The following is a 15,696-nucleotide window of genomic DNA, read 5'->3' as shown; positions in this document are numbered from 1 at the left end:
GCTTTTTTAGTGTAGTGTTTTGAATTGGAGAGTGCGTGATGGAATTTATTCAGTTTTGTAAAATGTTTTTTTCTCAAACGATAAATTGGGTGTTCATTGTGGCATTCGTTGCTACATTCCTTTTATATAAATACCATTTTGTAAAACCATTGGACGCTCGGTATAAAGAAATAGAGACATATCTTGATATATTGAAAAAATACAATCCGCAGAATGTCAATGTTTATTTTGAGTCATTATCTCAGGAAATGGAGAATAGTGATCTCATAAAGGGGATTTGGAGAAAGTATCAGCGGACACTGATTTCTATCCCTGGAAACGATGGGCTAGAGAAGTATTCGACTGTTGAATCTGAGTCCTATTTTTCAGTTGCAGCATTTACCGAGGGCATGAAAGGCGGACTTTGGTCGGGGTTAGCGGGGACTTTTACCGGTATCGGCATTTTAGGTACTTTTATAGGGTTGACTATTGGTCTGGCAGGTGTAGATACCAGCAGTACTGGCGCGCTTTCTTCCAGTATCAGTGGTCTTCTTGGCGGGATGAGTACTGCGTTTGTGACATCTATTTTCGGCATTGTGAGCGCTTGTTGGTTTGTCAAACATATGTTACACCGTGCTTGATGAAATCATGGAGTGTATCTTTGGGAGATTTCCATCCAAGCGGTCGCATTGGGAAGCAGTTATAATCTCGATAATTATATCTTTTGAGTTGTCTTCTGAAATCTTCAAAAGAGAAGAAACAATGCGTGGCATAAAAGCGTTCGTTATCCTTGCGATGACTGCGTTCTACTTTCCCATTGTGCCTTGGGGTATAGGGACGAATCTTTTTGTGCTTGATGCCTAATTCCTTTAATTTACGTTCAAAAAGAGTAAGGTCTTCGTCAAGCCTTGCTTTGGTGAATCGTTTAGTGAATTCGGTGCCGTTATCTGTCTGCACACATTCAATAGGCATCGGGAAAGCCTGAACGAGATGCACCAGAAATATCATGGAAGAGTAGGTGCTGTGCTCTTCAAAGGCTTCCACATAACGCCAGCGTGAGAACTCGTCAATGGCTGTATATTGATAGAATCGTTTTCCTTTGGCTTCACCAGTCAGACATGCGGACGGCACAAACTTTACGTCAATCTGGATTCGCTGCCCTGGATACAGCATCTGTTCATAGGGTTTGGGCACATATTTTGGGTTAGGTGGTTTCACCGGAGTCACCCCTATGCGTTTCAATGTACGGTAAAGTCCGGTAACTGAACGACTGTATCCACGCTGACGCAGCTTTACCCAGAAAACCACCAGACCGGCTTCTGGATTTCGACGCCTCATATCCTGAATGAGCTTTAATTCCGCAGCTGTATGTGCTTTGGGATGGTGTTTTGGCCTGCGGGATTTATTACGTAGGGACTCCAATGAGCCGTCATAACGTCGAAGCCAGCGATATACGTATTGGCGATATGTATTGTATTTGATGGCAGTTTTAGTAACGCCATGCTTCAATGCATATTCGACCATAGATCTGCGATATTTCATAAGTTGTGTTATACTGTTCATGCGAGATACTCCTTTGATAAAAGTTTCTTTTGACGAATTAACTATATCACAAGGATATCTCGCTTTTCATGTTTTCAATGTGTAACACATGTATTGTAATCCTACACATCTATTTTCGGCATTGTGAGCGCTATTGTATTTGGCGTGTGGCATAGTCAGAATATGAAAAGGTTTGGCGATGCGGTTTCCCGTTTTACTGATGCACTGGATCAGGTCTTCATTCGCAAAAGCGTGGAAGAGATCCTGCTCGAAGAGCTGGCAGAAAGCCGGGCGCAGCGGGCAGCGATGGAACAGCTCAGCACAGATATGGCTATCTCTATTTGCGATCATCTGCCGGATGTGTTGGATCAGCTGGCGGAGAAGATGGACAGTGCCATGAAGGGCAATCTGGATACTATGCTTGCGGGACTTTCAGAAAGACAGGATAAGCAAACTGAACAGCTGATGCAGATTTCGTCTAATACCAGTTCCCTTGTAAGTGGCGGTTTTGACCAGCTGGGGGATGTTCTGAAAAAAGGTGTTGGTCAGGGGGCAGAAGAATTAGGAAATTCGCTGAAGAACTTATCTTCCGATATTGCATCTCTTGCTGAAGGAATTCGGGACATTCTGGACCGCTCGACGAAGGCCTCTTCGGAAGCCAATCAGAAAACGCTGGATGCATTGAATGAGGCGATTTCCCAAATGAATGAGACCATGGAAGGCATGGCGAATAAACAGACGGAAGAGACGGATAAAAATATTCAGAGGATGACAGCTCTCATGGAAGAGATGAAAACGACCATGAAGGATATTTTTGACGAGATGTCAGCGAGTGCGAAGGAACAGCGCACAGAAATTGGGAAAATCGCTAAAGACAGTGCTGACCAGACGAAAGAAAATCTGAGCGCTATCAATTCCAGTGTCAAGGAACTCATGGCAGAAATTGCTGATCATATGCAGCAGATGCAGTCGATGGTGGATACGCATGAAAAACATATGCAGGAAACGCTCGACCAGATGCGGCAGGCGGTGTCCTCTTCTGGAAATGTGGTGAATGCGGCTGGTAAGACGGTAGAGGCGGCGGGCAAGACCGCCAAGGTATTCGTAGAAGCGGCGGATGATGTTTCTATGAAATTGAAAACAGCGGCAGAACCTTTACAAAAGGCAGCCCAGCCTCTGCAACAGGCCGCGGCTTCACTGGACAGCGGTGTGCAGGTGCTGGCTCAGTCTATCACAAAGCAGCAGGCGGAGGCAAAGAGCGTAGCAGAGTCGATGCAGAAGATTTCCGACGATTATATGAAATCTTCTCAGTATGTAAAAAGCGCACTGGAAGAGACGAGGAACTCTTGGACTGCCTACGAAGCCCGTTTCAAAGGTGTCAGCGGAGAGTTGGAGAAAGCTTTTGTACAGCTGGATAATGGGATGCAGAACTATAACAGAGTCACCAATGAGGGCCTGATGGAGAAGCTGAAAAAATTTGATGAAACGATTTCGACGGCGGTCGATACATTGGCCGGCGTAACGGAGGAGGTAAATGAGAACATTGAAGATTTGACAGATGCCATTAAGAAAATGAGATAATCGAGGTAAAAGTTCACTATGCGAAGAACTCGTGGAAATACACAAATGCAGGAAAATCATGAAAATGCCTTTAACCTGTCCATCAGTGATCTCATGGCAGGGATGCTCTCTGTTTTCATCTTGGCGGTCTGCTACTTCATGCTGAATTTGGGGCAGGTAAAAGATCAATATATGGGAAACAATGCCAAAAGAGACCAGCTGCTTGAAGAAATCCAAGAGGAGATGAGTGAGCGGGGAATCTCTGTTAAGATCGATAAGAAGCAGGGGGTTCTCCGTATTCCGGAAGGCGCACTTTTTGCACAGGGAGAAGCCGATGTCAAAGAAGAAGGGCAGCAGGTCATCCGGAATCTGGGGGATGTCTTGTACCAATTGCTCGATAAAAAAGAGTATAAAAATGTGGTAGAAACTGTCTTTATCGAAGGGCATACGGACAATGTGGATATTCATACGGATGAATTTCCATCGAATTGGGAGCTGTCTACGAAGAGAGCCATCAATACATGGAATCTGATGCGTGGGGATGTGCCGGAGCTGGATAGAGAAAAGAATGCCAATGAGCAGCCGATATTCTCTTGCTCCGGCTATGCAGATACCCGGCCCATCGTGGATGATGAATATGATGAGGACTCAGAAGAAGGCAGGCAGGCGAACCGGCGTATTGATTTGCGATTTACAATGATGCCTCCGGTGGATGAGTCCAAATGATGATTTTATTCTGATAAATGGGTGTGAAGAGGATGAGTGAATTAAGTCAAACCATTGCCAGACTCAACATGAAAGCGAACACTTTGAGCCGTCAAGCGAGAGAAAGCAAAGAACGGTGGAATACGCTCCGCCTTCCTCGGACAGAAATGGTGCTCAGAAAACTCAGAGAGAAGGCAGATAAGATGATCCGGGTGGACCCCTTGGATCAAAAAGTGCTGGTGAAAAAGACAGTACGTATTTATCAGGGAAGTCAAGAAGAGTTTACGCGAAGGGAAATCAGAAATCTTCCTTTCGTCATATCCTCTTCTGAGTTATCCATGCCAGTTGCTAAATTTGCTTTGCGTCAGGTGGATTTAGATAAAACGAGTTGTTTTCGGCGGTTGCTTTTTGCTTATTTTCGTGACTATGAGCCCAAAGAACGTAAGACGGAATGGATACGTACCGTGCTTTGGAAACAAATGCAGAAAAATGACCGGAGGGTAAGAAGTATCCATTTTCTGCAGGATTTCCCGCAGCTTCTTGCCAAAGATGGTGTTTCTCAAATGGCAGAATTCTTTTCTGAGGGGGATCTCTATGGCGGACTCCAAACATTGTCTTTTCCGTCTACTTTATATGGAAGCAATTTTGTGAAAGCCGCTATAGTGAATGCGTTTCAAATGGATATCGGATTGGATGCGAAGCAGAACCTGCTTAACGATTTGACGAAAGATCCGCGTTATAATAAAGAGTGGGTTTCCAACAAAGTAGTCGGGCCTGTCATCATCAGTGTGGACGAAGAAGGCAGTGACAGTGCGAAGAACTGGCTGATGCAGCTTATTTTTCGGTACATGGGAGATCCGAGAGGAAATGATACGGCTTGGCTATACGTGGAAGAAGAAGCAAAGGAAATTTTCTTGCATTGGCTGGTCAAAAATGACTTTGCCGTGTTCTTTCATATCATTGCCAGCACGGCCGATAGCATGTGGAAGTATCGTCAGGCTTTTTGGGGCGCGTACATGGATGAAATACGTGCTTCCCGCATCATCATAGGCCAAAAGGCAAAGCTCATTCTGAATCAACTGCCAAAAGAGGAGAAGAGCAAGCTAATGGCATATGATTATCTGGAAGGAAAATCTTCAGACACGAGTCTCTTGGTATTTACGATAGGGCAGTATACTTTTATAGAGGTCAGTCATAACGGAAAGCTTCGCATCTATAGCCGCGAAAAATCGCCAATCCAGATTTTTGATCAGAGACACCGTACGATTCCTTACAGCGATTTAATAAAATCAGATACGGAGCAGGAGTTTGTTCATACCAATCCGATGGGGAGAGGGCCGAATTGGCAGCCTAAGGTGAGAAACTGGATTTATGATCATTGCGACATTTGGAGAAAGGAAGAGCAATGGAAGGTACAGCCATGAATATATCCTACTGGACTTGCAGCGAAGAGGGATACCATTTTCACTGGGAGGGGGACAGCCCGCAGTGGGAAGATATCCATACAGAACTGGATATGTTGGAAATGGAAGGGAAGGCAGCGAAGGTGGGGGATTCGTATCGAATTTCTCACGAGACAGCTGTCTCTTTTTCGCGTGATGAAAGGGAGCTCTTGACGCTGCCTCCCATATTTCCCTATCCGTTGTTTGTAGGAAAAGAAGGTCTGCCGCAGAATAACAGTTTCCGCTTGAAAGTGAATTTTCAAAAAGCGGATGAGACATATTTCATGAATCCGGAAGTGATTGGCTCCTATATAGAAATTCGTCCCGGGTGCTGTTATATGTGCAGTGAGGAGCAGTATGCCATCTTGAAAAGCGCATCGTCATGTAATGCTGAGATTGGTCGATTGAAAGAGCGAGAGAAAATCTTAGCTTGCAGCCTGCGATATGTGGCACTTATCAAAGAGAATGCCAAAAAGATTGACGCCAGACTCGATCCGTTTTTGGAAAAGATCGATGTAGTGGCACCTGATTATTTAAGTATCTCGGTAAAAGAAGATACGGATGGTACATATTATGCCTCTCCCGTCATTTTGAATGCTGATGGCAGTCCTTATGGGGAGAAGGATGCCAGTGAATTTGGACGCAAGTTTAAAAACGGGAGCAAAGCGCAGCGGTCGTACATGGGGAAAGATCGTACCTATTACGTATTTGATCAGGAGCAGCAAGATGGATTGCAGCAGATCAAGAAGGCCCGGAAACTGACAAAGGAGCAGGCCAAAACCTTGGTTCTGTCTCCACAAAGTGTCTTTACCGGAGCTCCATTTCGCTTTGATCGGGGTGAGTACTCGGATCGTGTGATTGAGTATGGAGCTTTTATCGCAAAAAAATATCCTTACCTCAACGGGATAGAAGGCGGCTGGCTGCCGGAGGAAGGGAGTGTAGGAAGAGAAGATCTTGACGGGATTGATGAACTTGACGAACCGGAAGTGACCGAGGAAAATGTGGCGATTCTCAAAGAATTGATCGAGAATGCTTTTGCAAAAAACAAGTCTTCGATTTCTTATCAAGGAAAAACGTACAAACTTACTGGTGCTTTCATTGAGAAGGTGATGGGGAAGAATGACGTAACAGATAGCACCGGTGGCAGCGCAGACGGAGAGAAGCCAAAGGAAGATAGAGGAAACCTGATTAGTGAAGAAAATGCCGAAAGTGTAGGCTACGAGCAGGCAAATGAGCAGAGGAGGCAGAAGCGAAGAGAGGCGCGTTTTCAAAAATTGGGCGCGGATTTGTCGATGGAGCAGGTATTATCCGGCTTCAAAGATGACGTAGTGCCTTTTTCCTATCAGAAAGAGGGCATTCGCTGGATGGCACAAAACTGGAAGGCAGGGTATCAGGGGGTACTTCTCGCCGATGACATGGGGCTTGGCAAAACCATGCAGGTTTTGGGATTGATTTCCGGAGTCAAGAATGCCTATGGTGAAAAAGACATGAACTCTGTTCTGGTGGTGGCCCCGGTATCGCTCTTGGCAAATTGGGAAAGCGAATTCATTCACTTTGTGAAAGAAGGCGTTTTTGAAGAGATAGTCCCCCTGTATGGAAATAGTTTCAGAGATTTCAAAAGAGGGCATGATCTGCGCCTTGATTTTTCTCCGGTGGCAAAGAACAGGATTGTATTGACTTCTTATGAAACGCTTCGTAATTACGATATCAGCTTTGGTTGTATTGACTGGTCATTCATGGTGCTTGATGAAGCGCAGAAGATCAAAAACCCAGTGACACTCATCACGAATGCAGTGAAATCCATGAAATATGATTTTGCAATCGCTATCACAGGGACGCCTGTCGAGAATGCATGGGTGGATCTGTGGAGTATCATGGATTTCGTAGAGCCAGGACGTTTGCGGGATTTGAAGAATTTCTGTAACACCTACCAAAACCAACTGAAGAAACTGCAAGGAGATATGGCTGGACAGGAAGCGCTGGGAAAGAAATTGGAACAAGAGCTTCAGCCGATTTTCCTCAGGCGGCAGAAGACTGACTACCTGGAAGGACTGCCGCATAAAGAGGTCATACCGAAACCTGTGCTGATGCCTCCTGTGCAGAGAGAAGCGTATGAAAAAATAATTGCTGACGCAAAGAAAGGAAAGAAGAAAGATATCCTGAAAGTGATTGCGATGCTTCGAGATACATCGCTTTGCCCGCATCTGACTTCATATGCGGATAGTACGTTTGAAAATATGAGTGTCGATGCTTTTTTCAATATGTCAGCGCGGTTGAAAGCAACATTTCAGGCCCTGGTGAATATCAAAGCCAGAAAAGAAAAAGTACTGATCTTTGTGACGAGCCGAAAAATGCAGCGAATCCTGAAGCGTTTTCTGGAAAAGGCATTCGGGATTTCCATCCAGCCGCCCATCAATGGAGAACTGATAGGCCTGAAGCGACAGCAGATCGTGGATGCCTTCAATCAAAAGGAGGGGTTTGCGATTCTGATCCTTTCTGCAGAGGCTGGTGGCGTCGGCTTTAACATTACGGCAGCGAACCATGTTATCCATTTGAGTCGCTGCTGGAATCCAGCCAAGGAGGATCAGGCAACGGATCGCGTGTATCGCATCGGGCAGAAAAAAGAGGTGCATGTGTACTTGCCGATTGCTCAGTATGAAGGGGGCGACTCCTTCGATGTGAAGCTGGATCAGCTTTTGCAGTACAAGCGTTCACTGAGTCAGAGTGTCATTTTCCCTACCGCGGATACCGAAGTAGATGGGCAGGATATGTATAATAAGCTGGTAGGATGGAATAATGACATGGAATCGGGATCTGCCTGCAGCACAGCGTCATATTGGACAATCGAAGACACAGATAAGGTGACAGGCGATGTGTTTGAACGCATGGTGGCGAAACTCTATGCGAGTATCCCCGGCTATGCGGCGGAAGAGACGAAGCAAACCAATAATTACGGGGCAGATGTGGTTGTGGAAACCGATCAGAAATCCCGGCGGGGACTTTTGGTGCGATGCCAGCAGATGATGGGGGCAAGCCTGTCTCATGATAGCGTAGAAGCCATCTACAGCGCGATCCCGTTTTATGAGAAAAAGCTCGGGTATCATTTTTCAGGGGTGGTAGTCACAAATGCACTTGATTTCACGAGCCATGATAAAGAACGAGCCGCTGCAGCCGGCGTCAAACTGATTGCGCGACAGGATTTAACGAAACTTTTGGAGAGATACCCCTTAGAAAAGGATCTCTTATGATGTAAGAAAATACATGTTGTTTGGGATGCGCGGGCCTATGGTCTGCGCATTTTTATTTGTGAAGAGCCGTGAGGCGCACGTTAGAAATGAAAATGATGTACGAGCGTGATAAAAAATACGGCAAGCCCCTTTACTTTTTCTCTTTATCGTGGTAAAGTATAACCATAACAAAGAAAGAGGAGGGCTCGTATGGCTCATGCAATAGACGATTTAAAAATGGTGCATGAAGAGGAAATGAAAAATTATGACCGCATCGAGAGTGCGGTGGTTTCCATCATGCGGCGGCACGGATGCAAAATCATCCAGACGCCGACTTTTGAGGATTATGATACATACGGCACCTATTTCCCGCAGCTGCAGCGCGAGATGATCAAGACCATCAGCAGCGAGGGGGAGGTGCTGGTCATGCGGCCGGATGTGACGGTGCCGCTCGTGAAGACGGCGTCGCGCGAGTATCCGGATGCGCGGCAGCTTTTGAAATTCGGCTACGTGTCGATGGTCTTTCGTGAATACTATGGCAAGTCGACGCACGGGAAGTATTTCCTGCAGAGCGGGGTCGAAGTCCTGGGGGATGAGACGCCGGAGTGCGATGGCGAGGTCATGGTGATGGCGGCGGAATTCCTGGAGTCGGTGGGCATCCATGATATGCGTATCGATCTCGGGAGTGTGGCGTACATGGATGCGCTTTTCGAAGAGCTGCGTCTCTCGAAGGAGGAGCTGTCGCAGGTGCGTGAGTTCCTGGAGAAGAGAAATCTCGTTTCCTTTGAGAAGCTGGCTGACCGGTTGTCGATCACGAAGATCCAGCGGGATGTGCTCTTGGAGCTGCCGCGGCTCTTTGGCAGCTATGAAGAGACGCTGAAGCGTGCGGAAGGTCTTTGTCTGAATCATAAGATGGCGGATGCCCTCGCCCGCCTTGAGAAGGTGTATGAGTATCTGGCGGTCGCGGGCTATGCGGATCGCGTGCAGCTGGACTTCGGCTTCACGTCGCACATGGGATACTATACGGACTTGGTTTTCCGTATTTATGCGGATGGCGCGCTGTACTCGCTGATTTCCGGCGGGCGGTATGATTCGCTGGCGGCGCAGTTCCAGGTGCCGCGTCCGGCGTGCGGCTTCGGGATGAATATGAATCTGCTCTATGAAGTGATGGCTGACTCGAATCTTTTGGAAGAGATGGCACCCTCGTGCGATCTGGCGGTGGTCTATGAGAAGGCGGATAGGGATCTCATCGTGACGCTCATGGCATGGCGCAAGAAGGGCTACTCGGTGATGGGGGTCGCGAGTACGAATGCGATCACCAGAGGTGATTATAAATTGATCGTTTCTTATAAAGAGGGGCGTTTCCTTTTAGAGGGGACGGCGCTCACGAAGGAAGAGCTGGAAGAGAAATTGGGAGGTCTGTAGTATGCTGCATATTGCACTAGCGAAAGGGCGCATCGCGAAGACGGTCATGAAACGACTGGCGGAGGGGGGCTTCCATTTTTCTGATTATTCGGATGAGAGCCGCAAGCTCATTTTCACCGATGATGAGGAGCGTATCCGCGTGACGCTGGTGAAGAGCCAGGATGTCGCGGTGTATGTACGCCGCGGGGCAGCCGATGCCGGCATCGTCGGGAAGGATGTCCTCATGGAGGACGGGGAAGAGGATGTCTATGAAGTGCTGGATCTTGGGATCGGCCGCTGCCGCATGGCGGTGTCTGGTATCAAAGGAAATCAGAAGGTCATGCAGAAGCGGATCCTGACGGTGGCTTCGAAGTATCCGTCCATCGCGCGAAAATATTTCGCAGATCGCTTCCAGCCCATTGATATCATCAAGCTGAATGGCTCGGTCGAGCTGGCGCCGCTCGTCGGCCTCTCGGATGTCATCGTCGATATCGTGGAAACGGGGACGACGCTTCGCGAGAATGGGCTCGAAGCCTATGATTATTTCATGGATTTCTCCGCCCGCCTCATCTGTAATAAGGTATCGTATAAAATGAAGCAGAAGGAAATTGCAGAGTTTATGACGTTGGTTAAATAAGTGACTGGTGGCTAGGGACTAGTAGCTAGGGATTAGAAATTGGAGATTAGGAGTGACTAGCGACTGGTGCCTGGGATTCTCCGGCATTGTCATCCCGAGCGTAGCCGAGGGATCTCTACTGCACTGCGGAAATCAGCGTGTATGCGCTGAGGGGAAACGATGTCTTGGTGCTGCCTCACATCAGGCAATGAGTGTTCTGCAATATAGATTTCTCGGCTACGCTCGAAATGACGACAGCGCGAAGCGCTATCAAAACTCCGCGGCGCTTCATTATTATTTGCGCCGCACCAACCCCTTTGAACCCGTAGAAAGCTATAGTACCCGCCCCCCTCTTTCGCACGCAATCAAAGGGCACCCCGCCCGGGGGCTCACCCTGAACCTTGAAACCGCCAACTTATATACTGAAAGAAGGATAATAACATCATGGAATGGATCACAGTACCTGAAAAAGGTTTTACTTTGAGAGAAGTACGTACATTGACAAACCGCAATGTGAATTTGTCGGAAGAGCTGGAGAAGTCCGTCTCTGCCATTCTGGAAAAGGTCAGAGATGGGGGAGATGCAGCCATCCGTGAGCTGACGAAGAAATTCGATGGGGTAGAGCTCTCCGATTTCCGTGTGACGGAAGAAGAGATGCAGGAAGCCCTCGCGCAGGTGACGCCGGAATTTCTGGAAGTTCTGAAAGAAGCGAAAGCGAATATTGAGACATTCCACAAGGAACAGGTGAGAAAGTCCTGGACGAAGAATTTCAGAGATGGTGTGGAGCTCGGTGAACAGTTTCTTCCCATCCAGCGTGTCGGCGTCTATGTACCTGGCGGCCGCGCGGCCTATCCGTCGACTGTACTCATGGATACGGTACCGGCGCTCGTGGCGGGCTGCCCTTCGGTCGCGATGACGACACCGCCAGGGAAGGATGGCAAGGTGAATCCGAATATCCTGGCGGCTGCTTATGTGGCTGGCGTAAAGGAGATCTATAAGGTCGGCGGTGCGCAGGGCATCGCGATGCTGGCATACGGCACGGAGTCTGTCGAGCCGGTCTTCAAGATCGTAGGACCGGGCAATGCCTTCGTTGCTATGGCGAAGCGTCTCGTCTTCGGTACGGTCGGCATCGACATGATCGCAGGCCCATCCGAGGTGTGCTGCGTGGCAGATGCCAACGCGGATCCGACATGGATCGCAGCCGACCTCTTATCGCAGGCGGAGCATGACCCGCGTGCGGCTGTTTTCCTCATCACGCCGGATGCAGACTTTGGTAAAAAGGTCGAAGCGGAGATGGAGCGCCAGATGAAAGAGCTTTCCCGCTATGAGATCATAAAGAGTTCCGTCGATGATTATGCGAAGGCCTTCCTCTGCAAGGATGCGGCGCAGTGCTTTGACATCGTGAATAAGATCGCGCCGGAGCATCTGGAAGTCGAGCTGCCGGATCCGAAGCAGTATCTGCCGCTCATTTATAATGCAGGCGCTATTTTCCTCGGGAAATACACCTCCGAACCGCTCGGTGACTACATGGCTGGCCCGAACCACACGCTTCCGACCTCCGGTACCGCCGCTTTCTCCTCGCCGCTCGGCGTTTATGATTTTGTCAAGCACAGCAGTGTAGAAATATATAATAAAGAGGCCTTCCAGAAGATCTCCAAGAAGGTCCAGATTTTTGCCAAAGCGGAAGGCCTGACGGCTCACGCTCATGCGATGGAGGTGCGTGATGAAGACTGAATGGCTCAGAAAAACGATCGCTGACTTTGATCCGTACTTCGTAGCGCCGATCGCAGAAAAGCATGTTATCAATGCGAATGAAAACTACCTGAATGTCCTGACCATCCCCGGCGTGAAAGAGGAGCTCATCCAAGCTCTCGATACCTTCCGTCCGCAGATCTACCCGAAGCCGATGTCCGATGACATCCGGAAAGCGCTGGCGGATTACATCGGCGCGAAGCCGGAGAACTTCATCGTCGGCAATGGCGGGGATGAAATGATCACCTATCTTCTGGGGACCTTCCTTGATCCGGGCGATCAGATCCTGATCCACAGCCCGACCTTCGACATGTATGAGCTTGGCGCGGAAACGCTGGGTGCATCTGCCATCAAGGTCAAGGATCTTCCGGGATACCGGCGCGATCAGAAGGGACTTTTGGAAGCGGTCAGGCGATACCAGCCGAAGGTGACCGTCATTTGCAATCCGAACAATCCGACAGGCGATCTGCTTCCGCGCGCATTCATCGAGGAAGTGCTGAAGGCCGCTGACAATATCGTATTCGTCGATGAAGCATACATGGAGTTCGCCCAGAAGGAAAGCGTCATTGATCTCATCGATACATACCCGAATCTCATTGTCCTCCGCACGCTTTCGAAAGCCTTTGCTTTGGCCGGCATGCGCTGCGGCTACCTTGCTGCCGATGAAGCGCTGATCGAAGCCATCGCGAAGATCAAGGCACCGTACAATCTGAACGCTTTCACCCAGCTCTTTGCGCCGATCGTCATCCGTCACAGAGAGGATATTTTCAAAGTGCGCGATGCCATCTGCGTGGAAAGAGATCGTCTCTACGCGGCCATGAAGGAGATCCCGAGCGTCACGGTCTACCCGTCCTGCACCAATTTCCTCCTCGTTCAGGTGGATAAAAAGCAGGAGGAGATCTTTGAAGCTCTTCGCAGGAAAGACATTCTCGTCAAGATTTATAGAAACAGCCAAGACATCCCGAATGGTTTCCGCATTTCCGTCACCACGAAAGACGTCGATGATGTGCTGATTTCTGTATTCCGGGAGGCACTCGCATGAGAAAAGCCACACTTCGCCGCACGACAGGCGAGACGGATATTTCCATCAGTCTGACTATCGATGGGACAGGACGTTTTGAAGGGACTAGCGGCATCGGATTCTTTGACCACATGCTGCACCTTCTGGCCCGTCACAGCGGCATGGACATTTCCCTCACCTGTAAGGGCGACCTTGACGTAGACAACCACCATACCATCGAAGACATCGGGATCACGCTGGGAGAGGTATTCGAAAAAGCACTGGGGGATAAGAAGGGGATCCATCGCTATGGCTGCTTCTTCTGCCCGATGGATGAGACACTTTCCCGCATCGTGCTCGATCTATCCGGTCGGTCGTACCTCGTCTTTGATGTCGATATCCCTGTTGAGAGGATCGGCAGCTTCGAGACGGAAATGACGAGAGAATTCTTCCTCGCTTTTGCAAACAACGCGAAGATGAATCTTCATATGTCGACACTCTATGGCGTGAACGGGCATCACATCGTCGAGTCCCTTTTCAAAGGCATCGGCCACGCGCTGAAGGAGGCTGTCACCATCGAAGGCGACACGGTATTATCCACCAAAGGAGTGCTCTGATGAAAATAGCCATCATTGATTACGATGCAGGAAATCTGGCGAACGTCGTGCGTGCTGCCACCCGGGCCGGTCTTGATGTCGTCGTCACCCGTGATCCGCAGGAAATCCGCGAAGCGAAAGCCCTGATCCTCCCTGGTGTCGGTGCGATGAAGGATGCCATGGATCACCTCTCCGGCTACGGTCTCACGGACATCATCCGCGAAGAAGTCAGAAAGGGCAAGAAACTCGCCGGTATCTGTCTCGGCATGCAGGCGCTCTATGAAGTCTCCGAAGAAGGGGGCGAAGTGCCAGCTCTGGGACTTCTTCCGGGGCGCATTGCTCATTTTCCGCCAGGCGATCTCAAAGTCCCGCACATGGGATGGAATGAGCTCGTGATGCACCGGCCGCATGAAGTGCTTGCCGGTCTCCCCGAGAAGAGCTACGTCTACTTTGTGCATTCCTACTACAAGACACCCGGGGACAGCGAAGACATCATCGCTTCCGCAGACTACGGCGTCACCGTGCCTGCCGTCGTCGGGAAAGACAATGTATTGGGATTCCAGTTTCATCCAGAAAAATCCGGGCCCGTAGGACTTAGGATCTGGAAGAATTTAGCAGAATGGTTACAAAAATGAAAATATTTCCAGCAATTGATATAGAAGACGGGCACTGCGTCCGTCTGAAACAGGGCAAAATTCAGGACCTCACCGTCTATGGCGATGATCCGGTGAAAATGGCACTCAAGTGGGAATCCCTCGGGGCGAAATACCTCCACGTCGTCGACCTTGATGGTGCTTTCAAAGGAAATGGCGTGAATACCGAGGTGATCCATCGCATCTGTCAGGCGGTGAAGATTCCCGTCGAAGTCGGCGGCGGCATCCGCACAGAGCAGGCCATCAAGCAGCATATCGAGAACGGCGTTTGGCGCGTCATCATCGGCTCGAAAGCGGTCGCCTCTCCGTACTTTGCGATCCAGGCCGCTAAGAAATACGGCGCTGACCATATCGCCGTCTCCGTCGATGCCCACGGCGACACCGTCGCTACCCACGGTTGGGTCGACGGCAGTCGCCAGAAGGTCCTGCCCTTCGTCAAGACGCTTCTGGAGAATGGCGTCAATACCATCGTTTACACCGACATCAGCCGTGACGGTATGCTGACAGGACCGAATTTCGAGATGATGGAAAAGCTGCAGGCACTTCCCGGGATCCACCTCATCGCTTCCGGCGGCGTTTCCTGTGCAGACGACCTGCGGAAGCTCTCTGACATGGGACTCTACGGTGCGATCACCGGCAAAGCCCTCTATGAAGAAAAAGTTTCGATGGAAGAGATCGTGGAGATCCAGGAAAAGTAAAGGGTTCAGGCTGACGGGGTCAAGGTTGATGTGGCGGCTGCGCCGCACTACAAGTTTAAAAGCAGGGATTAGGGATGAGTGGCTAGGAATTAGGTGCCTCGAGTGACTGGGGACTAGTGACTGGTGACTTGAATACGACTTTTGGGCATCGCTCTATTTTACTTCGCGGCGCTTCCATAGTATTATGCGCCGCACCATCCCCGTTGAACCTCTTGGACCTCTTGAACCTGCTGAACCTCTTTCGCATGCAATCAAGGGACAGCACGCCCCTCGGGCTGACCCCGAACCTTCTTTATCCACCACATTTGAGTAGACCCGCAAAGGATGCAACATTATGCTAGCCAAACGAATCATTCCCTGCCTGGACGTGAACCACGGGCGCGTCGTCAAAGGCAAAAAATTTCACAATCTTCAGGACGTTGACGATCCGGTGACGCTGGGAAAATACTACTCCGAATCCGGCGCGGACGAGCTCGTTTTCTATGACATCACTGCCACTCACGAAGGTCGCGAGACCTTCGT

At 49.4% G+C, this 15,696-nt stretch carries 14 protein-coding genes (1 of these 14 cut by a window edge); 13 read left to right on the top strand and 1 reads right to left on the bottom strand.

The features are described from left to right. Positions 1-38: 38 nt before the first annotated feature. Positions 39-620 (top strand): MotA/TolQ/ExbB proton channel family protein, encoded by a 582-nt coding sequence (locus ACGG9R_RS07770; RefSeq protein WP_390153563.1) that lies wholly within the window; start codon positions 39-41, stop codon positions 618-620. Here the strand turns inward: ACGG9R_RS07770 and ACGG9R_RS07765 are convergent. Next, complete coding sequence (locus ACGG9R_RS07765; protein WP_390153166.1) at positions 595-1,542, bottom strand: DDE-type integrase/transposase/recombinase; 948 nt, start codon at positions 1,540-1,542, stop codon at positions 595-597. The two genes, ACGG9R_RS07770 and ACGG9R_RS07765, sit on opposite strands and share 26 nt — an antisense overlap. A gap of 162 nt (positions 1,543-1,704) precedes the next feature. On the opposite strand from ACGG9R_RS07765, the gene ACGG9R_RS07760 reads away from it, so the two are divergent. The 12 genes from ACGG9R_RS07760 to hisF form a co-directional block, all read left to right on the top strand. Beyond that, positions 1,705-3,102, top strand: a complete 1,398-nt coding sequence (locus ACGG9R_RS07760; protein ID WP_390153560.1) for a hypothetical protein — start codon at positions 1,705-1,707, stop codon at positions 3,100-3,102. 45 nt (positions 3,103-3,147) lie between these two features. After that, a complete protein-coding gene (locus tag ACGG9R_RS07755; protein WP_390153557.1) occupies positions 3,148-3,807 on the top strand; it encodes a flagellar motor protein MotB in 660 nt (219 codons plus the stop codon). Between the two features lie 32 nt (positions 3,808-3,839). Continuing rightward, the gene (locus ACGG9R_RS07750; RefSeq protein ID WP_390153554.1) at positions 3,840-5,210 is read left to right on the top strand and encodes an EH signature domain-containing protein; all 1,371 of its coding nucleotides are present in this window, start codon (positions 3,840-3,842) and stop codon (positions 5,208-5,210) included. Then, a complete protein-coding gene (locus ACGG9R_RS07745; protein WP_390153551.1) occupies positions 5,192-8,476 on the top strand; it encodes an SNF2-related protein in 3,285 nt (1,094 codons plus the stop codon). Before ACGG9R_RS07750 ends, ACGG9R_RS07745 begins: the two co-directional genes overlap by 19 nt. Before the next feature lie 189 nt (positions 8,477-8,665). Continuing rightward, positions 8,666-9,880, top strand: a complete 1,215-nt coding sequence (locus ACGG9R_RS07740) for an ATP phosphoribosyltransferase regulatory subunit (RefSeq protein ID WP_390153548.1) — start codon at positions 8,666-8,668, stop codon at positions 9,878-9,880. A gap of 1 nt (position 9,881) precedes the next feature. Continuing rightward, positions 9,882-10,496, top strand: a complete 615-nt coding sequence (gene hisG, locus ACGG9R_RS07735; protein WP_390153545.1) for an ATP phosphoribosyltransferase — start codon at positions 9,882-9,884, stop codon at positions 10,494-10,496. A 423-nt stretch (positions 10,497-10,919) separates the two neighbouring features. Then, positions 10,920-12,209 carry a histidinol dehydrogenase gene (gene hisD / locus ACGG9R_RS07730; RefSeq protein ID WP_390153542.1) on the top strand — a complete coding sequence of 430 codons (1,290 nt, stop codon included), beginning with the start codon at positions 10,920-10,922 and terminating at the stop codon, positions 12,207-12,209. Then, positions 12,199-13,269, top strand: a complete 1,071-nt coding sequence (gene hisC / locus ACGG9R_RS07725) for a histidinol-phosphate transaminase (RefSeq protein ID WP_390153539.1) — start codon at positions 12,199-12,201, stop codon at positions 13,267-13,269. Before hisD ends, hisC begins: the two co-directional genes overlap by 11 nt. Continuing rightward, complete coding sequence (gene hisB / locus ACGG9R_RS07720) at positions 13,266-13,844, top strand: imidazoleglycerol-phosphate dehydratase HisB (RefSeq protein WP_390153536.1); 579 nt, start codon at positions 13,266-13,268, stop codon at positions 13,842-13,844. Before hisC ends, hisB begins: the two co-directional genes overlap by 4 nt. Continuing rightward, positions 13,844-14,458, top strand: a complete 615-nt coding sequence (gene hisH, locus ACGG9R_RS07715) for an imidazole glycerol phosphate synthase subunit HisH (protein WP_390153533.1) — start codon at positions 13,844-13,846, stop codon at positions 14,456-14,458. Before hisB ends, hisH begins: the two co-directional genes overlap by 1 nt. After that, on the top strand, positions 14,455-15,174 hold the full coding sequence (hisA, locus tag ACGG9R_RS07710) for a 1-(5-phosphoribosyl)-5-[(5-phosphoribosylamino)methylideneamino]imidazole-4-carboxamide isomerase (RefSeq protein WP_390153530.1): 720 nt from the start codon (positions 14,455-14,457) through the stop codon (positions 15,172-15,174). Before hisH ends, hisA begins: the two co-directional genes overlap by 4 nt. 334 nt (positions 15,175-15,508) lie before the next feature. Next, positions 15,509-15,696 carry the 5' portion of an imidazole glycerol phosphate synthase subunit HisF gene (hisF, locus tag ACGG9R_RS07705; protein WP_390153527.1) on the top strand. It continues 568 nt past the right edge of the window, so only the first 188 of its 756 coding nucleotides appear in the window; its start codon is at positions 15,509-15,511; the stop codon falls past the right edge of the window.

Source organism: Dialister sp. i34-0019-2H8 (assembly GCF_042846925.1).
GTDB lineage: Bacteria > Bacillota > Negativicutes > Veillonellales > Dialisteraceae > Dialister.
Note: the sequence above shows the minus strand (reverse complement) of the source record. Positions and strands in the feature narration are given on the sequence as shown.